The following is a 17,501-nucleotide window of genomic DNA, read 5'->3' as shown; positions in this document are numbered from 1 at the left end:
GACGCGGTGGACGGCTTCGTGATCGCCGTCGACCGGGGCCGCTACACGTGCGTGCCGCCCGACGCGGGGCCGGACGCGCCCCCGGTCACCGCGATGCGGGCCCGGGAACTGGGACGCAAGTCGGTGGTGGTCGGCGACCGCGTCGGCCTGGTCGGCGACACCTCCGGCTCGGCCGGGGCGCTGGCCCGCATCGTCCGGATCGCCGAGCGCACGTCGGTGCTGCGGCGCACCGCCGACGACGACGAGACCACCGCCGAGGGCCGGCTGGAACGGGTGGTCGTCGCCAACGCCGACCAGCTGGTCATCGTCAGCGCGCTGGCCGACCCGCCGCCGCGCACCGGGTTCATCGACCGGTGCCTGGTGGCCGCGTACGACGCCGGCATCGAGCCGCTGCTCTGCCTCACCAAGGCCGACCTGGCCGGCCCCGAGACGGTGCTCGGCTACTACGCCGAGCTGGAGCTGCCGTACGTGCTGATCCGCCCGGACTCCGACCTCGACGCCCTGCGCGACCTGCTCGCCGGGCGGATCTCGGTCATGGTGGGGCACTCGGGGGTGGGCAAGTCGACGCTGGTCAACCGGCTCGTGCCGGACGCCGCCCGGGCGGTCGGCACGGTCAGCGCCATCGGCCGGGGCCGGCACACCTCCACGAGCGCGGTGGCGCTGCGCCTGCCCCGGCTGCCCGGCGACCCACCGCGCGGCGGGGACGCCGCCGGCTGGATCGTCGACACCCCGGGGGTGCGCAGCTTCGGGCTCGCGCACGTCTCCGCCGACAGCCTGCTGCACGGCTTCCCCGACCTCGTCGAGGGGACGGTCGACTGTCCCGCCAACTGCCCGCACACGCCGGAGGAGGCCGACTGCGGGCTGGACGCCTGGGTCGCCGCCGGCAAGGCCGATCCGCGCCGGCTGGCCTCGTACCGCCGGCTGCTGGCCTCCCGGTCGGGCGAGGGCGACGCGCGCGAACCCGACCAGCGGAATCCCGGCGACCCGCTCGCGGGGTCCTGAGCCGGTCGCCGCTACCGTTTGGGGCATGCCCCGGTACGCCGACGACATCGCCCTCGCCCACCTGCTCGCCGACGCCGCCGACGCCGTCTCCACGGCCCGGTTCCGCGCGCTCGACCTGCGGGTCGAGGCGAAGCCCGACCTGACCCCGGTCTCCGACGCGGACACCGCGGTCGAGCGGGAGATCCGGGCGCTGCTGGCCGCGCACCGGCCGGCCGACGGCCTGCTCGGCGAGGAGTACGGCGAGCAGCCCGCCAGCGGCCCGGACGGCCGGCGCTGGGTGGTCGACCCGATCGACGGCACGAAGAACTTCATCCGCGGCGTGCCGGTGTGGGCCACCCTGATCGCGCTGCTGGAGGGCGACCGCCCGGTCGCCGGGCTGGTCTCCGCGCCGGCGCTCGGCCGCCGCTGGTGGGGCGCGCTCGGCGAGGGGGCGTACGCGGGGCCCGACGCCGCGAGCGGCGCGCCGATCCGGGTCTCCGCGGTCCGCGACCTCGCCGACGCGAGCTTCTGCTACTCGTCGCTGACGGGGTGGGAGTCCGCCGGCCGGCTGGACGCGATGCTCCAGCTCATGCGGGACACCTGGCGCAGCCGGGCGTACGGCGACTTCTACGGCTACATGCTGCTGGCCGAGGGCGCGCTGGACGTGATGGTGGAGCCGGAGCTGTCGCTGTGGGACGTCGCCGCGCTGGTGCCGATCGTCACCGAGGCGGGCGGCACGTTCACCGATCTGGCCGGCCGACCCGCCCCCTCCGGCGACGCCGGGACCGAGAGCAGCGCCGTGGCCAGCAACGGCGCGTTGCACGCCGACATCCTCGCCCGGCTGGGTCGGCCAATCGAGCACTGACCTCCGGCAGCCTCTATCCTCGCCAGGTGGTCTCCTCCGGTTGGTGCTTCCTCGCGGCCATGATCGTCGCGTACGGCGTCGCCAACCTCCTCCAGTCGGTGGCCGCCGCCCGCACCACCGTGCACCACACCTTCGACCCGGGGCTGCTGCTGCGGCTGGCGGGTCACCGCACGTACCTGGTCGGGCTCGGCTGCCAGGTGGCCGGGTTCGTGCTGGCCCTGCTCGCCCGCCGGGACCTGCCGCTGTTCCTGGTCCAGTCCAGCGTCGCCGCCGGGCTCGGGGTCACCGCCCTGCTCGGCGTGCTGGTGCTGAAGTGGCGGTTGCCGGCCGCCGAGGTGGCGCTGCTGGTGCTGCTGTTCGCCGGGATCACCGCGCTGGTGCTCTCCGCCGAGCCCGCGCCGGCCAAGCCGCTCGGCACCGCCGGGCTGGTCGCCCTGGCGGTGGCGCTCGGCGTGATCGCGGTCATCGGCTTCTTCGCCGTACGCCTGCACGGGGCGCCCGGCTCGGTGGCGCTCGGCGCGCTGGCCGGGCTGGCGTTCTCCGCCGCCGCGGTGGCCGCCCGGCCCCTCGCCTCCTCCCCGACGCCGGAGGCGTTCGTCCGGGACCCGCTGCTCTACCTGCTGATCGTCCACTCGATCGTCGGTCAGCTGCTGCTCGGTCTCGCCATGCAGCGCGGCTCGACCACGGCCGCCGTGGCGGCGATGGACGCCGCCGGGGCGGTGCCCGCCGCGATCGTCGGCCTGCTGCTGCTCAACGACAAGATCTGGCCCGGGCGGGAGTGGCTCGCCGCCGTCGGGTTCCTGGTCACGCTCGCGGCCGTCATCGGCCTCACCCGGTACGCCGAACCCCAGCACCACCACGCCGTCGCCGGGGAACCCGACCGGGGCATGGTGGGCGTCGGAGCGCCCGGCCGACCGCTCTGAGGAACCGGGTCAGGCCGCCTCGACCGGCTTGCGCCGGCTCACCACCCGCTCGTAGAGGCGCTCCAGCGCGCCGGCCGTCCGCTCCCAGGTGTAGCTGCACCGCACCCGGTCGACGGCGGCGTGCCCGTACGCGAACCGCCCGGCGTTGTCGGAGAGCAGCCGGCGCAGCGTCACGCCCAGCGTGCGGACGTCGCCCGGCGGCACCAGCCGGCCGGTGACCTCGTCGACCACCGCGTCGGCGATGCCGCCCATGGAGTAGCCCACCACCGGCACCCCGCAGGCCATCGCCTCCAGCGACACCCGGCCGGCGGAGGAGTAGTGCGGCGTGCAGGCGACCACGTCCGCCGAGCGGTACCAGGTGGCCATCTGCTCGTGCGGCACCGCGCCCACCAGCTTCACCTGCTCGGCCACCCCGCTGCGCTCGGCCAACTCGCGCAACCGGCGGGCCTCGGCGTGGCTGGCGAGCTGCCCGGCGGGCGGGCCGCCGGCGATCACGAGTTCGGCGTCGCCGACCAGCCGCATGGCCCGGATCAGGTCCTCCTGGCCGTGCCCGGCCGAGAGCCCGCCGACGGAGAGGATCCGGGCCCGCCGGTCGCGGGGGGCGGCCTCGCCGTCGGGGTGGAACTGCGCGGTGTCGACGCCGGCCGGCACCATCGCCACGGAGCTGCGTTGCAGTCCCATCCTGGTCAGCTCGTCGACCTCGTCGGTGCACTGGGCGACCGCGATGTCCACCGCCCGGGTCAGCGCGCGCTCCAGCGGGATCCGCTCCCCCGGGCCGTCGTACATCCGGCCGAGGTGGCGCAGCTGCTCGACGCCCAGGGAGTGGAAGGTCTGCACCACCGGGATGTCGGTCTCGCGGACCGCGTGCGCGGCGGCCAGCCCGCCGACCCAGTAGTGCCCGTGGACCACCTCGGGGTGCCAGTCGCCCACCCACCGGTCGGCCAGCCAGGCGCCGAACGCGGACACGTACGGCACCAGCTCGGCGGTGGGCAGCGGGGCGGCCGGGCCGACCGGGACCCGCTCCACCCGGTAACCGTCGACCGTCGCCGTCTCCGGCAGGTCGGGGTCGTCGCGGCGTTCGTACACCCGGACGTCGTGGCCCCGCGCGGCGAGTTCGGCGGCGACCCGGGCGATGTGCTGGTGGGTACCGACGGTCAGGCCGTCGGTGCCCCTGGGCGGGCCGGCGTGCGCGCAGACGAGGCCGACGCGCATGGGTCACCTCCATGCGATCTTCTCAAGCGGTGGTCCTCGGTCAGAGGGTCCCATTAACCGAACTCCCGGGAGCCGAAACCTGGCAGATCGGGAAGAGCCCGGCGGGTGCTTGCGCGACGGCAACTGTCGCGGCGCGGCCTGCCACACCCGGAGCCGGGGCAATTCCGACCCGGCCCCGGCCGCATGACCCCTGCCCGTGGGGGTACGGGCGAAGAATGCCTCTGACCCGCAGCCTCGCCGACGCCACCGTCGTGCTCACCGGTGCCTCCAGCGGCATCGGTACGGCCACCGCGTACGCCCTCGCCCGGCGCGGCACCGCCGTCGTGCTGGCCGCCCGGAGCGAGGCGGCGCTGGAGGAGGTGGCCCAGCGGTGCCGGGAACTGGGCGGGCGGGCGCTGGTCGTGCCGACCGACGTGACCGACCCGGCGGCCGTCGAGCGCCTCGCCGCCCGTGCCGTCGCCGAGTTCGGGCGGATCGACGGCTGGATCAACAACGCCGCCGTCGGCGCGGTCGGGCTCTTCGACGAGATCCCGGTGGAGGAGTTCCGGCGGGTGCTGGAGGTGAACCTGCTCGGCGCCGCGTACGGCACCCGGGCCGCCCTGCCCCAGCTGAGCGCGGCGGGGGGCGGCGTACTGGTCAACAACGCGTCGGTGCTGGCCGAGGTGGCGATGCCCTACCAGTCGGCGTACAACGCCGCGAAGCACGGCATCCGCGGGCTGGCCGACACGGTCCGGCAGGAGATGCGGGTCACCGGGCGCGGCGACATCTCCATCTGCACGGTGCTGCCGGCCACCATCGACACCCCGTTCTTCCGGCACGCCGCCAACCACAGCGGCCGGGAACTGGTGCCGCCGCCCCCGGTCTACCCGCCGGAGGTGGTGGCCGAGACGATCGTCCGGCTGCTGCGCCGCCCCCGGCGCGAGGCGTACGCCGGCGGGGCCGCCCGGCTGATCGGCCTCCAGTGGCGGCTGGCCCCGGCGCTCGCCGAGCGGGTCCTCGGCTGGTACACGCACCGCACCCAGTTCGGGCCCGCCCCGCGACCGGAGAGCGCCGGCAACGTCTTCCGCCCCGACGCGGCGGCACAGCGCGAGGGCGGCTGGCACGGCCGGCGGCGGCACCTGGTCCGGATGACCGCCGCCTTCGGGCTGGCGGCGGCGGGAACCGCCGTCGGGACGGTGGCCGCGATGACCCGCCGGGCGCGGACGGACCGCTGATGCCCGGCAGCGAGCGGTCGGGTGCGCGCTCCGCGCGGGCGGTGCAGAATAGGGCGATCATGGCGACCGACGCGCGCTGTCAGGTGAAGGCCGACGAGTCCTCCGGGGTGCTCCGGGTGACCGGTGTGCTCGACCACTCCGCCACGGACGCCGTGCGCGACGGCCTGCTCGCCCACCTCTGCGAACGGCCCGGCGCGGTCGTGGCGGACCTCACCGACCTGCGGGTGACCGACCCGACGGCCCGGGACGTCTTCACGCAGGTACGCCGGGAGGTGCGCCACTGGCCCGCCGCCGACCTGCTGCTCTGCGATCCGACCGGCGCCGTCGAGGGGGTGCCGGCATGGCCGACCCTGGACGGGGCGATGGCCGGGCTGGCCGCCGCGCCGCTGGCCGCGGTGGTCGAGGCCGACCTGCCGCCCGTCGTCGGGGCCGCCCGGCAGGCCCGGCAGCTCGTGGCGGAGGGCTGCGGAGCCTGGGGCCTGCCCGAGCTGGTCGAACCGGCGTGCATCGCCGTCACCGAGATGGTGAACAACGTCGTCGCCCACGCGCGCACCCCGATGACGGTCCGCCTGGCGCCCCGGGACGACCACCTGCACCTGGCGGTACGCGACCACTCGTCGCGGCAGCCGACGTTCACCGGGACGGCCCCGCCGGACGTCGCGGGCGGGCGCGGCCTGCTGCTGATCGACACCGTGGCCCGCAGCTGGGGCAGCAGCCGGGTGCCGGACGGCAAGGTCGTCTGGTGCGTGCTGCACGTGGCCGACGAGGCCGGCGAGCACGGCTGACGGCGCCCCGATCCTGCCCCGCCGTCCCCGGAGGCACCCCTTCCGCCCGGATGGCCACGGCCGGCACCGGTTATGCCGCCGGGGAGGTGGGTAGTGGTCAGCCATGCGCGACGACGAGTACCCGACCCCCGTGTCCGACCCCGAGGCGGAGGGCCTGCCCGACACCGCCGACGACGACTCGACCGCCAACGACGACGTCCTGACCGGGCGCGAGGCGGACGGCCCGGAGCCGGCCCAGCTGCCGGGCGACCGGACGCCGGTCGCGGTGGACCGGTTCGGGACCACCGCCGAGGAGCAGCTCGACGGCGAGTCGCTCGACTACAAGCTCGACCGGGAGCGGTACGAACGCCCCGCCGACGATCCGCTGGCCGGCCCCGTCGACCCGGACATCGCCGCCGAGGCCGACAGCGAGGAGGCCGCGGCCCAGGCCCAGCTCGACGCGGACGTGCTCGACCCCGGCCCCACCTCCGACCCGAAGTCGCCGGTCTCCCTCTACGACCACGGCCAGCTCGGCAGCGTCGCCGACGCCGAGGTCGGCCGGCTCGTCGAACCGGACGAGGGGGCACACACCGACCAGGAGACCGACTCGGTGGCGTACGACGCCGGTTCGGCCGGCGGCGGCGCGAGCGCCGAGGAGCTGGCCATCCACGAGACGCGCCCACCGCACTCGGTCTGAGCCGTCGCGGGGCCGTCGGGGAACCCTTCGGGGTGGTTCCCCGGCGGCCCTCAGTCGTCCAGGCCCCGTTCGATCGCGTACCGGGTCAGCTCGACGCGGTTGTGCAGCTGGAGCTTGCCGAGCGTGTTCTGCACGTGGTTCTGCACCGTGCGGTGCGACAACCCGAGCCGCTCGGCGATCTGCTTGTAGGACATCCCCTTGGCGACCAGGCGCAGCACCTCGGTCTCCCGGTCGGTGAGCTGGGGGGCCGGGCCGGCTCCCCGAACGTCCCGCCCGCCGGGTTCGGCACCGCCCGGGTCGGCCGCGAGCCGGCGGTACTCGCCGAGCACCAGCCCGGCCAGGCCGGGCGTGAACACCGGCTCCCCCGCCGCCGTCCGGCGCACCGCCTCCAGGAACTCCGCCGGGGCGGCCGACTTCACCAGGTAGCCGGTGGCGCCCGCCTTCACCGCGTCCAGCACGCTCTGCTGCTCGCCGCTGGCCGAGAGCATCAGCACCCGCACCTGCGGCAGCACGGCGCGCAACCCGTGGATCACCTCCACCCCCGAGACGTCCGGCAGTTGCAGGTCGAGGACGACCACGTCGGGCCGGGCGGCGGCAGCCACCCGTACCGCCTGCCGGCCCTCGCCGGTGGTGGCGACGACGACGTGGCCGGCCTCGGTGAGGTCCCGGGCCACCCCCTCACGCCACATCGGGTGGTCGTCCACCACCATCACCCGCACGCCCGTCACGGCCGTACCTCCTTCGTTCGCGACTGCGGGGCTCGCAGACCCGGCTCACTCCTCGCGCTCACCGGCCCCTCCTTCGTTCGCGACTGCGGGGCTCGCAGACCCGGCTCACTCCTCGCGCTCACCGGCCCTCCCTTTCCACGGTCAGTTCCAGCTCCGTGCCGACGCCCGGCGCGGAGGTGATCCGCACCGTGCCGCCGAGGTCGGCGAGGCGGCCCCGGATCGACCGGGCGACGCCGAGCCGGCCCTCGGCGGCGGCCTCCTCCAGCCGGCCGGCCGCGAAGCCCGGCCCCTCGTCGCGGATCGACACGGTCACCGTCGTCCCCTCGTCCTCGACCAGCACCCACGCCCGCCCGTCCGTGTGCCGGGCCACGTTGTCGAGGGCCGCGGCGGTCGCGGCGGCCAGCTCGTGGGCGACCGGCCCGGGCAGCGGCACCGGGGTCGCCGGCGCGGAGAGCGAGACCGTGGCCGAGGCGTACCGGTTGAGCAGCCCGCGCAGGTCCACCGGCCCGCCGTCGACGACGGTCCCGGCCGACGCGGCGCCGCCGATCAGGGCGCGCAGCGCGGCCTCCTGTTCCCCGGCGAGCCGGGCCAGCTCCCCGGCCTCGCCGTCGAGGTGGGCGCCGCGCCGCTGCACCAGCGCGAGCACCTGGAGCACGGAGTCGTGGATGTCCCGGGCCAGGCGCTCCCGTTCCCGGGTGGCGGCCTCCAGCTCGACCGCCCGGTGCAGTCGCTCCTCGGCGGTCACGGCCAGCCGGGCGACGTGCCCGACCACCACCCCGGCGAGGAGCAGCAGGATCACCCCGGTGAGCGAGGACCCGCCGATCCGTTCGCGGGTGACGAGGTCCGCCGCGCCGAGCACGAGGGCGGCGACCGTGCCCCGTCGCCGGCCGCCGGAGACCGCCCAGGCCAGCACCGGGCCGGCCAGCCAGGCCACCGCGAGGGTGGGCACGCCGGCGGCGAGCGCCGTCCGCCCGATCACCCAGGGGGTGGCCAGCATGATGCCGAGGACGACCCCCAGGTCGGCCAGGAGCAGCGGCCAGCGCCGGCGGGCCGGGTCGGCGTAGCCGACGGCGGTCACGCCCGTCCAGACCGCCATCAGCAGGACCAGGCCGGCGGCCGCCAGCGGGTGGGCGTACCGGTCGGCGTCGCGCAGCGCCAGCGCGCAGACGTACGCCAGGGAGGCCACGCGGAAAACAGCGATGGCCCGCCAGAGCGGGACCTCGAAACCACCGGGCGGCGTCGACACGCCCGTCACGATGCCACAGCGGGCCACGTCGGCCGAGGGGCCGCCGGATGCGCCCGGCAGAACCCTGACGTACGGTGGAAAAGCCGCAAAAATTCCGCGATCCGCTGTCGGGACGGGGCCATGACGAATGCGGAACCCGGCGCACAGCGTACGGTTGTGCCCATCGAATCTTCCCTACTCATCGCCGAGGCCTTCGAGCAGGCCCAGGTGACCGAGCTTCGCCACTCGGTCACCTCCTGCGCGCACGCCGCCGGGCTGAGCGGGCAGCGCCTGGACGACTTCGTGCTCGCGGTCAACGAGCTGATCACCAACGCGGTCCGGCACGGCGGCGGCCGAGGCTGGCTGCGGCTGTGGCGGCAGCCGGGGCAACTGTTCTGCGAGGTCTCCGACCACGGGCAGGGCATCAGCACGCAGCGGCTGGGCGACCGGAGCCGCCCCGCCGCCGACACCGCCGGCGGGTGGGGTCTCTGGCTGGCCCGCGAACTGAGCGACAGCATGGACGTCGAGACCGGCGCGCGCGGCACCACGGTCCGCATCAGCACCGCCGTCGGGGCCCCCCAGCACACCGGCCGCCACCGCCGCGACTGACTGCCGCACGGGGGCCGGCGGCCCGGGGCGGATCAGGCGAAGAGGGCGCTCACCGATTCGCCGTTGTGGATCCGGCGCATCGCCTCGGCCAGGGCCGGCGCCACGGACAGGACCCGCAGCTTCGGCACCCGCTTGTCGGCGGGGATCGGCACCGTGTTCGTGCAGACGATCTCCAGCACGCCCTCCTGCCCGCTCAGCCGCCGCAACGCGTCGCTGGAGAAGAGGCCGTGCGTGCAGGCCAGGCGGATCGAGCGGACCTGCAGCTCGCGCAGGTGCTCCATCAGCTCGATGACCGTACTGCCCTTGGCGATCTCGTCGTCGAGCACGATGACGTCCCGGTCGGTCACGTCGCCGATCACCGCACTGATCTTGACCCGGTCGTCGCTGAACCGCTGCTTCGCCCCGGCGGCCACCGGGGTGCCGAGCCGCCGGGCGAACGCCGCCGCCTCCTTGGCGTTGCCGAGGTCCGGCGAGACCACCACCGTGTTGCCCAGGTCGTAGCGGCTGAAGTGGTCGGCCAGCTCGCGCAGCGCGTGCAGGTGGTCGACCGGCACGCTGAAGAAGCCGTGCACCTGCGGCGAGTGCAGGGTCATCGCCAGCACCCGGTCCGCTCCCGCCGAGGTGAGCAGGTCGGCGACGAGGCGCCCGCCGATCGAGATGCGCGGCGCGTCCTTCTTGTCCGACCGCGCGTACGCGTAGTGCGGCAGCACCACGGTGATCCGGCCGGCCGACGCGCCCCGGGCCGCGTCGATCATGAGCAGCAGCTCGACCAGGTTCTCCTGTACGGGCGGCACCAGCGGCTGGATCAGGAAGACGTCCCGCTCCCGGCAGTTGGCCTGCAACTGCACTTCCAGGCAGTCGTTGGCGAACCGGGACACCCGTACCGGATGCAGCGGCACGTCGAGGTGGGCGCAGATCTCGGCGGCGAGTTCGGGGTGGGCGGTTCCACTGAAGACGGCGATGTCACGCACGTCCGCACATCGTACGGACGCCACCCCGGCCCGCCCCCGACCGGGGCCGGGACCGGCGGGCCGGGCGCGGCCGGTCGGCGGGGCGTCGCCACTGCGGGTACGGTGCTGCCGTGACCCCCCAGTACGTCGCCGCCATCGACCAGGGCACCACCTCCTCACGGTGCATCGTCTTCGACCGCGCCGGGGAGATCGTCTCCGTGGCCCAGCGGGAGCACCGGCAGATCTTCCCCCGGCCCGGCTGGGTGGAACACGACGCCGAGGAGATCTGGGAGAACGTCCAGCGGGTGGTCCGCGAGGCGCTGCACGGCGCGGGCACCGACGCCGCCGGGCTCGCCGCCGTGGGCATCACCAACCAGCGGGAGACCACCGTCGTCTGGGACCGGGCCACCGGCCGGCCGGTGGCCAACGCCGTCGTCTGGCAGGACACCCGCACCGGGCCGCTGCTGCGCGAGCTCGACCAGGCGTACGGCGAGGAACGGTTCCGCTCCCGCACCGGGCTGCCGCTGGCCACCTACTTCGCCGGGCCGAAGCTGCGGTGGCTGCTGGAGCACGTCGACGGCCTGCGCGAGCGCGCCGAGGCCGGCGAGGTGCTCTTCGGCACGATGGACAGCTGGCTGATCTGGAAGCTGACCGGCCGGCACGTCACCGACGTGACCAACGCCAGCCGCACCCTGCTGATGGACCTGAGCACCCTCGACTGGGACCCGGAACTGCTCGACGCGATGGGCGTGCCGGCCGCGATGCTGCCGGAGATCCGCAGCTCGGCGGAGGTCTACGGGGAGGCCACGGGCGTACTGGCCGGGGTGTCCGTCGCCAGCGCGCTCGGCGACCAGCAGGCCGCCCTGTTCGGGCAGACCTGCTTCCAGCCGGGCGAGGCGAAGTGCACCTACGGCACCGGCAGCTTCCTGCTGCTCAACACCGGTGCCAGCCCGGTGCCCTCCACCCACGGCCTGCTCACCACGGTCGCCTACCGCATCCACGGCCAGCCCGCCGCTTACGCGCTGGAGGGGGCGATCGCGGTCACCGGCTCGCTGGTGCAGTGGCTGCGGGACAACCTCGGGCTGATCTCCACCGCGTCCGAGGTGGAGGAGCTGGCCCGCACCGTCGACGACAACGGCGGCTGCTACGTCGTACCGGCCTTCTCCGGGTTGTTCGCCCCGCACTGGCGCAGCGACGCGCGCGGGGTGGTCGCCGGCCTGACCGGTTACATCACCAAGGGGCACCTCGCCCGGGCGGCGCTGGAGGCATCGGCCTGGCAGACCCGCGAGGTGGTCGACGCCATGAACGCCGACTCCGACGTGGCGCTGCGCCGGCTGCGGGTCGACGGCGGCATGACCGCCAACGGGCTGCTCATGCAGTTCCTCGCCGACGTGCTCGACGTGCCGGTGGTCCGGTCCCGGATCACCGAGACCACCTGCCTCGGCGCGGCCTACGCGGCCGGCCTGGCGGTCGGCTTCTGGCCGGACCTGGCGACGCTGCGGGCCCAGTGGCGCTCCGACGCGCAGTGGGAGTCGACGATGGCGCCGGCGCACCGGGAGCAGGAGCTGCGCAACTGGCGCAAGGCCGTCCAGCGCACCCTCGACTGGGTGGACTGACCGCCGCGCCGGTCGGCTGGCTGGCCGGCCGCGAACGTCGTCGCGCCCCCGGTGTGGCGGCCCCCGGGGGTCAGTCCCAGCGGTTGCCGGTGAGCTTCTCGTAGACGTCCACGTAGCGGGCCCGGGTCGCCTCGACGACCTCGGCCGGCACCTCCGGCGCCGGGGCCTGCTTGTCCCAGCCGCTCTCCACCGCCCAGTCGCGCACGTACTGCTTGTCGTAGGAGAACTGCGCCCGGCCCGGCTGGTACGACTCCGCCGGCCAGAACCGGGACGAGTCGGAGGTGAGCAGCTCGTCGCCGAGCATCAGCGTGCCGTCGGGAGCCCAGCCCAGTTCGAGCTTGGTGTCGGCGACCAGGATGCCCCGGTCGGCCGCCAGCTCGGCGCCCCGGCGGTAGACGTCGATCGTGATCCGGCGCAGCCGCTCGGCGGTCTCGGCACCGACCTTGTCCACCACCTCGGCGAAGGTGATCGGCTCGTCGTGCTCCCCCACCGGCGCCTTGGTCGACGGGGTGAAGATCGGCTCGGGCAGGATCGACGCCTCGACCAGGCCACGCGGCAGCTCGACGCCGGAGACCGCGCCGGTGCGCTGGTACTCCTTCAGGCCGCCGCCGGTCAGGTAGCCCCGGGCGACGCACTCCACGGGCAACATCTCCAGCCGCCGGCAGCGCACGGCCCGACCGGCGAACTCGGCGGGCACGTCGGTGGCCGAGACGACGTGGTTCGGCACCAGGTCGGCCAGCTGCTCGAACCACCACAGCGACAGCGCGGTGAGCAGCTTGCCCTTGTCGGGGATCGGCGTCGGCAGCACCACGTCGTAGATCGAGATGCGGTCGGAGGCGACCAGGATCAGGTCGTCGCCGTCGGCGTAGACGTCCCTGACCTTGCCCGAGTGCAGAAGTTCCACGCGCCCTAGTACACCATGCGGGCCAGGTACGGCCTCGGCCGGAGGCTGCGGGCATCGATGCGTACGCCTGGGGTGCGGTGGTGTGGCCGGACGTACGTTGACACCCCTCTCCGCGCCTGCGTGAATGATCCGGCCGCCCGCCCCACCGGTCCGCCAGGAGTTTCCGTGCCCGCTGCCCGATTTCCGCTGCCCCGCGCCGGAGCGGACCCGGGCCGGCGTCGGGTGCTCGCCGCGTTGCTGGGCGCGCCGGTGCTTGCCGCCGGCGGGCTCACCGGGTGCAGCGAGGACCAGACGGCCCCGGAGGAGACCGGGCCGGTCGAGCTGTCGGTGTTCTGGTACGGCGGGGCGAAGCGGGCCGAACTCACCGAACGGGTGCTGCGGCTCTACACCGACCGCAATCCCCGCGTCGGCTTCCGCATCACCTGGCAGGGCGCCGACGGCTACTACGACCGGCTGGCCACCCAGGCGGCGGGCGGCAACGTGCCCGACCTGATCCAGCTCGACGACGGCATGCTCACCGAGTACGCCCGCCGCGAGATCGTCCTCGACCTCAGCGCCTACGTCGCCGACCACCGCGTCGACCTGCGCACCCTGCCCCCGGGCCTGGTCCGCTACGGGCAGGTCGACGGGCGTACGGTCGGCGTCGCCGCGGGACAGACCACCGCCGCCGTCGTCTACGACCGCACGCTGCTGCGCCGGCTGCGGCTGCCCGAGCCGAGCACGGGAATGTCCTGGACGGAGTACGTCGCCTGGGCGCGGCGGGTCACCCGGGTCGGCGAGGGCCGGGTGGCCGGCACGATGGACCCGTCCGGCGACCACCGGGCGTTCTGGCTCTGGCTGCGCGGCCAGGGCGGTGAGTTCTACCGCGACCGCCAGCTCGGCTTCGGCGCCGACGCGCTTACCGAGTGGTTCGAGCTGTGGCGGCGCGCCCGCTCCGGCCGGGCGACCCCGAGCGCGGCCCTCGTGGAGCAGGCCGAGGGCGGCGAGCCGACGCGGCAGCTCGTGGTCACCGGCGCCACGGCCGCCTCGTTCGCCTGGTCGCACCAGCTGCCGGAACTCCAGCGCCTCACCGATTCCGAACTCGGCGTGGTCGCCATGCCGGGCCCCGTCGAGGCGCAGTGGCACCGGGCGTCGATGTACTGGGCGGCCTTCCGCGGCACCCGACACCCCGCCCTGGTCGCAGACGTGATCAACTTCCTGACGAACAACGGCGAGGCGGGGACGGCGCTCGGCCACGAACGCGGTGTCAGCCCCAGCCTCGCCGTACGGAGCTTCGTCGAGGGCAGCATCACCGACCCGGCACAGCGGCGCGCGACGGCCCTCGGCGCCGCGCTGGCCGCCCGGCTCGGGCCGGCGCCCAGCCCGCCTCCGCAGGGGCACCTGCGGGTGCGGGCACTGCTGTTGCAGGCCGCCGAGAGCGTTCGCGGCGGCGAAACCGGCCCCCGGGCGGCAGCGGCCCGCTTCCTGGCACGGGCGGACGCGGCGCTGGCCGGGTAGACCCGGACATGTACGCCTGCTCCGCGAGCCGTGCCGGGTCGGGTGCGCCGCCGCTCCCGGCGGCCATCGCCGGCCTGCCCGGACTGAACACCGAGCAGGGCACGCCGACGCTCAGAGCGGCTACCGCCAGCCGGGTACCGGGTCGGGTGCTTCGAGCCGAGCCGGGTCGAGGCACCCGGCGCCTCGACCGAGGCGCAGCTTCGGCGCGGTGGCGCCGCTACCTCAGCGCGGCGGTCCGCCCCGACGGTTACGCATCATGCGCAGGAGGAGGAAGACAACTCCGGCGACCACGACCAGGCAGCAGAGCAGGCCGATGAAGCCGAAGCCGCCCCCGCGCCGCCGCCGGGCGGCCTCCACCACCAGCTCACCCGTACCGGTGGACGCCCAAGCCGCGACGGGCACGAACACCGACAGCACGACCGTTCCGAGGACGGTCGTCAACCGGCCCCACCACTTACCGAATGCAGACATGCCAACATCCTCGCCGACAACCGCAACCCCGGCACGTCGGCCGGGGAGGAATCCGACGTTGGCGCCGCCCTCCCGCCCGACCGGCACCCCTCTCCCGTGCCCCCCTGAACTCCAGCGTCAGGCGCGGACAACAGCGGGAGCGGACACGAGCACGGCAGGCGGCACGGAGCCGGGGGCCGGAGCTGGAGCCGGGGGCCGGAGCTGGAGCCGGGGCTGGGGCTGGCTGATCGTCGGGCAGCGGGTGGGCCCGGAAATGCGGAACGACCCCGGAGTAGAGTCCGGGGTCGTTCCGTCGTGGTAGCGGGGACAGGATTTGAACCTGCGACCTCTGGGTTATGAGCCCAGCGAGCTACCGAGCTGCTCCACCCCGCGTCGGCTCGTTAACTGTAGCGCACCCGACGCCGCGATGATCAGCGGACCCCCGATCCCGCCGCAGCCCCCTCTCTGACCAGCACAAACAGGCACCAGAGACCCGTGCGGGATCCCACCCGTCTCCCGCCCCGTCCGACCGCACTGGGCCGCCACGGAACCTCTAGCCCGCTCCAAGCTCCTCCCTGAACACGAACACACCGCCTCCTCCCCCGCGAACGTCCGGTGATCAGGACGCCGTGGACGTCATCCAGGGGTCATAGGGTCCACGGCGTCCTGATCACCGCTTGGCTGGGTGGGGTGACGTGGAGGTTGGCACTCGGGCTGAGCCGGCGAGGGTGGTCAAGGCCGAGGGCGGGTGCGCCAGCGGCGAGGTGGAGTGACCCGCGTCATACGGTCCGTTCGTGCCCACACCGATCGGGGCCGGTACCACGATGGCGGATTGCCGCCCGCCGCGCCGGGACGTGAACGGCCACCGCGGGGACAGGGCACGACCGAGTGACCGGACATGGCCGACGGACGGGCAACGGGCAGCAGCCAGGCACGCCAGCGGCGTGCCGGCAGGCAACGCCAGGCAGGCAACGCCAGGCAGGCAAGCGGCTGGCGGCCGGCGGCCAGGCAAGGCGGCCGGCGGCGGGGCAAGGCGGCCGGCGGCCAGGCAAGGCAAGGCAGCGGGCAAGGCAGCGGGCAAGGCAGCGGGCAAGGCGGCAGGCAGCGGGGCTTCCAGGCAAGACGGGGCGCCAGGCAAGACGGCGGGCAAGGCGTGGGATCCGAGAATGCGGAACGGCCCCGGAGTGAACTCCGGGGCCGTTCCGTCGTGGTAGCGGGGACAGGATTTGAACCTGCGACCTCTGGGTTATGAGCCCAGCGAGCTACCGAGCTGCTCCACCCCGCGTCGGTTCGTACACCGTATCCCACCGGCCCCCGTCGCCGCAAAACGACCCCGGCAGTACGCCGCCCGGGCCTGCCCGACCCGGGCGGCGTACGCCTCAGCGCAGCCAGTCCTCGATCGCGGCCACGGCCCGCCGGCTGTCGGCGTCGACCTGCGACCGGGGCGAGGAGGTGCCCTCCCAGCCCTGCTCCCAGAGCACGGTCACCACGTCGTCGACCCGGATCGCCCGGATCAGCCGGACCTCCCCGCCGCCCGTGGGGTTGCCGTCGATGTCCCGGGCCGGCGTCCGGATCTCGAACAGCACCGACCCGTCGCCGAAGCCGGCGTCGGCGAGCAGCCGCAGTCGGGAGGTCGACGCGTTGCCGCCGCCCACCCCCGGCTGCGTGGGACAGCCCCGCACCGCCGCCCGCAGCTCGCGGAGGAACTCGTCGGCCCGCCCAGGCCGGTAGAGGGTGACGGTGTGCGCGTAGCTGCCGTCCGGGACGTACCCCTGCGGGGTCTGCGGCAGCTTGTAGGCCAGGTTGCGGGTACGGCGCTGCACGATGCCGGCGTCGCTGCGGTAGCGGGCGTCGCAGAGCGCGGGCAGCGCGTCGGTGTCCCGGAAGGACGGCTCGATGCCCGTGCGGTTCGACGCGGCCTGGACGAAGAAGGCCCGGTCGGGGACGCGGCCGGGCGCCCGGGGCGGCGCGGCGCGGGTGCTGCCGGCCGCCGCCGGCGTGCCCGTCGCCCTCGGTGTGCCTCCGGTCGGGACGACCGGTCCGGCCGTGGCGGCCGGTGGGGTGGACGCGGTCGGCGCCGCCGGCACGCTCGACGGCGGCTCGACGGCGGCGGGCGGCGCGACGGGCCCGCGCTCCTCGGCGAGCACCAGCCCGGTGCCGGTCGCCAGCCCACCGACCAGCAGCGCCGTCCCGAGCGCGGTGCCGGTGATCCGCCGCCGGGCCCGCCGGTCGGCGCGCCCGCGCAGTTCCTCGGGGAGGGCGAGGGTACGGCCGTCGGCATCCTCGGCGAGCGACCGGTAGAGCTCGGACAGTTCACGCGACATCGTTCGCCTCCAACTCCTCCGTGGGCAGGCCGGGCAGCAGCGTGGCCAGCCGCGCCCGCCCCCGCGACAGCCAGGACTTCACGGTGCCGGTGGGTACCCGCGTCTCCCGGGCGATGTCCTGCACCGACATGTCGAAGAGGTAGTGCAGGGCGAGCGCCTGCCGCTGGGCGGTCGGTAGCCGGCGCAGCGCGCCCGCCAGCAGCACGGCGTCCTCGTTCGGTGGCGGCACCGGCTCGGGCGGGCCCGTGCGGCTCAGCGCGACGCGCCAACCCTGCAACCGGCGCCACCGGTCCGTGGCGAGCCGGGCGACCACGAGCCGCAGCCACGCCTCCGGCGCCGGGTGGGCGGCCAGGCCGCCCCACTGCCGCCAGGCCCGGGCGTACGCCTCCTGCACCAGGTCCTGTGCCTCGGTGTGGTCACCGGCCACGGCGTAGCCGTAGCGGAGCATCCGCCGGGAGGTGCTCCGGTAGAACTCGTCGAAGCTCGTCGCATCTCTCATGTCTCCGACCCACGCTCTCCGGTCGTTCCCCGCCTCTTGCAGG

At 75.0% G+C, this 17,501-nt stretch carries 16 protein-coding genes, 2 tRNA genes and 1 pseudogene; 9 read left to right on the top strand and 10 right to left on the bottom strand.

The window, feature by feature from the left end:
- Positions 1-51: 51 nt before the first annotated feature.
- From rsgA to GA0070610_RS02740, 3 genes and pseudogenes are all read left to right on the top strand, one after another.
- Positions 52-1,002 carry a ribosome small subunit-dependent GTPase A gene (gene rsgA, locus GA0070610_RS02750; RefSeq protein WP_089003220.1) on the top strand — a complete coding sequence of 317 codons (951 nt, stop codon included), beginning with the start codon at positions 52-54 and terminating at the stop codon, positions 1,000-1,002.
- A 25-nt stretch (positions 1,003-1,027) separates the two neighbouring features.
- Positions 1,028-1,846, top strand: a complete 819-nt coding sequence (gene hisN / locus GA0070610_RS02745) for a histidinol-phosphatase (protein ID WP_088998565.1) — start codon at positions 1,028-1,030, stop codon at positions 1,844-1,846.
- Positions 1,847-1,905: 59 nt separating this feature from the next.
- Positions 1,906-2,824, top strand: a pseudogene (locus tag GA0070610_RS02740) (hypothetical protein).
- On the opposite strand, the gene GA0070610_RS02735 reads toward GA0070610_RS02740, so the two are convergent.
- On the bottom strand, positions 2,779-3,981 hold the full coding sequence (locus tag GA0070610_RS02735; RefSeq protein WP_088998563.1) for a glycosyltransferase: 1,203 nt from the start codon (positions 3,979-3,981) through the stop codon (positions 2,779-2,781). The pseudogene GA0070610_RS02740 and the gene GA0070610_RS02735 overlap by 46 nt on opposite strands.
- Before the next feature lie 215 nt (positions 3,982-4,196).
- Between GA0070610_RS02735 and GA0070610_RS02730 the strand changes: the two genes are divergently transcribed.
- From GA0070610_RS02730 to GA0070610_RS02720, 3 genes are all read left to right on the top strand, one after another.
- A complete protein-coding gene (locus GA0070610_RS02730; protein WP_088998562.1) occupies positions 4,197-5,195 on the top strand; it encodes an SDR family oxidoreductase in 999 nt (332 codons plus the stop codon).
- Between the two features lie 59 nt (positions 5,196-5,254).
- Positions 5,255-5,980, top strand: coding sequence for an ATP-binding protein (locus GA0070610_RS02725; RefSeq protein ID WP_231925885.1), 726 nt, complete (start codon positions 5,255-5,257; stop codon positions 5,978-5,980).
- Positions 5,981-6,083: 103 nt separating this feature from the next.
- On the top strand, positions 6,084-6,656 hold the full coding sequence (locus tag GA0070610_RS02720) for a DUF5709 domain-containing protein (RefSeq protein ID WP_088998560.1): 573 nt from the start codon (positions 6,084-6,086) through the stop codon (positions 6,654-6,656).
- A 50-nt stretch (positions 6,657-6,706) separates the two neighbouring features.
- On the opposite strand, the gene GA0070610_RS02715 is transcribed toward GA0070610_RS02720, so the two are convergent.
- Entirely contained in the window at positions 6,707-7,366 is a 660-nt protein-coding gene (locus GA0070610_RS02715; RefSeq protein WP_089003219.1) for a response regulator, read from the bottom strand.
- 136 nt (positions 7,367-7,502) lie between these two features.
- Positions 7,503-8,630 (bottom strand): MacS family sensor histidine kinase, encoded by a 1,128-nt coding sequence (gene macS, locus GA0070610_RS02710; RefSeq protein ID WP_089003218.1) that lies wholly within the window; start codon positions 8,628-8,630, stop codon positions 7,503-7,505.
- Positions 8,631-8,750: 120 nt separating this feature from the next.
- Between macS and GA0070610_RS02705 the strand changes: the two genes are divergently transcribed.
- Complete coding sequence (locus GA0070610_RS02705) at positions 8,751-9,218, top strand: ATP-binding protein (protein WP_088998559.1); 468 nt, start codon at positions 8,751-8,753, stop codon at positions 9,216-9,218.
- A gap of 32 nt (positions 9,219-9,250) precedes the next feature.
- On the opposite strand, the gene GA0070610_RS02700 is transcribed toward GA0070610_RS02705, so the two are convergent.
- Positions 9,251-10,189 carry a ribose-phosphate diphosphokinase gene (locus GA0070610_RS02700; protein WP_088998558.1) on the bottom strand — a complete coding sequence of 313 codons (939 nt, stop codon included), beginning with the start codon at positions 10,187-10,189 and terminating at the stop codon, positions 9,251-9,253.
- Between the two features lie 110 nt (positions 10,190-10,299).
- Here GA0070610_RS02700 and glpK point away from each other — a divergent pair, with 110 nt between their 5' ends.
- Positions 10,300-11,784, top strand: a complete 1,485-nt coding sequence (gene glpK / locus GA0070610_RS02695; RefSeq protein WP_088998557.1) for a glycerol kinase GlpK — start codon at positions 10,300-10,302, stop codon at positions 11,782-11,784.
- Positions 11,785-11,854: 70 nt separating this feature from the next.
- Here glpK and GA0070610_RS02690 read toward each other — a convergent pair whose 3' ends face one another.
- Positions 11,855-12,688: a phosphoribosylaminoimidazolesuccinocarboxamide synthase gene (locus tag GA0070610_RS02690; RefSeq protein WP_088998556.1), complete on the bottom strand. Its 834-nt coding sequence runs from the start codon at positions 12,686-12,688 to the stop codon at positions 11,855-11,857.
- 165 nt (positions 12,689-12,853) lie between these two features.
- Here GA0070610_RS02690 and GA0070610_RS02685 point away from each other — a divergent pair, with 165 nt between their 5' ends.
- Positions 12,854-14,185 carry an ABC transporter substrate-binding protein gene (locus GA0070610_RS02685; RefSeq protein ID WP_231925884.1) on the top strand — a complete coding sequence of 444 codons (1,332 nt, stop codon included), beginning with the start codon at positions 12,854-12,856 and terminating at the stop codon, positions 14,183-14,185.
- A 222-nt stretch (positions 14,186-14,407) separates the two neighbouring features.
- On the opposite strand, the gene GA0070610_RS02680 is transcribed toward GA0070610_RS02685, so the two are convergent.
- From GA0070610_RS02680 to GA0070610_RS02660, 5 genes are all read right to left on the bottom strand, one after another.
- On the bottom strand, positions 14,408-14,656 hold the full coding sequence (locus GA0070610_RS02680) for a hypothetical protein (protein ID WP_088998554.1): 249 nt from the start codon (positions 14,654-14,656) through the stop codon (positions 14,408-14,410).
- A gap of 295 nt (positions 14,657-14,951) precedes the next feature.
- Positions 14,952-15,028, bottom strand: a tRNA-Met gene (locus tag GA0070610_RS02675).
- Positions 15,029-15,843: 815 nt separating this feature from the next.
- Positions 15,844-15,920: transfer RNA gene (locus GA0070610_RS02670), tRNA-Met, on the bottom strand.
- A gap of 94 nt (positions 15,921-16,014) precedes the next feature.
- The gene (locus tag GA0070610_RS02665) at positions 16,015-16,959 is read right to left on the bottom strand and encodes a hypothetical protein (protein WP_088998553.1); all 945 of its coding nucleotides are present in this window, start codon (positions 16,957-16,959) and stop codon (positions 16,015-16,017) included.
- The gene (locus tag GA0070610_RS02660; RefSeq protein ID WP_088998552.1) at positions 16,949-17,458 is read right to left on the bottom strand and encodes a SigE family RNA polymerase sigma factor; all 510 of its coding nucleotides are present in this window, start codon (positions 17,456-17,458) and stop codon (positions 16,949-16,951) included. The genes GA0070610_RS02665 and GA0070610_RS02660 overlap by 11 nt, the downstream gene beginning before the upstream one ends.
- Between the last annotated feature and the right edge of the window lie 43 nt (positions 17,459-17,501).

The sequence above is a fragment of the Micromonospora echinofusca genome (genome assembly GCF_900091445.1).
Classification (GTDB): domain Bacteria; phylum Actinomycetota; class Actinomycetes; order Mycobacteriales; family Micromonosporaceae; genus Micromonospora; species Micromonospora echinofusca.
The sequence above is the reverse complement of the archived record's forward strand: the minus strand, read 5'-3'. Positions and strand labels throughout refer to the sequence as shown.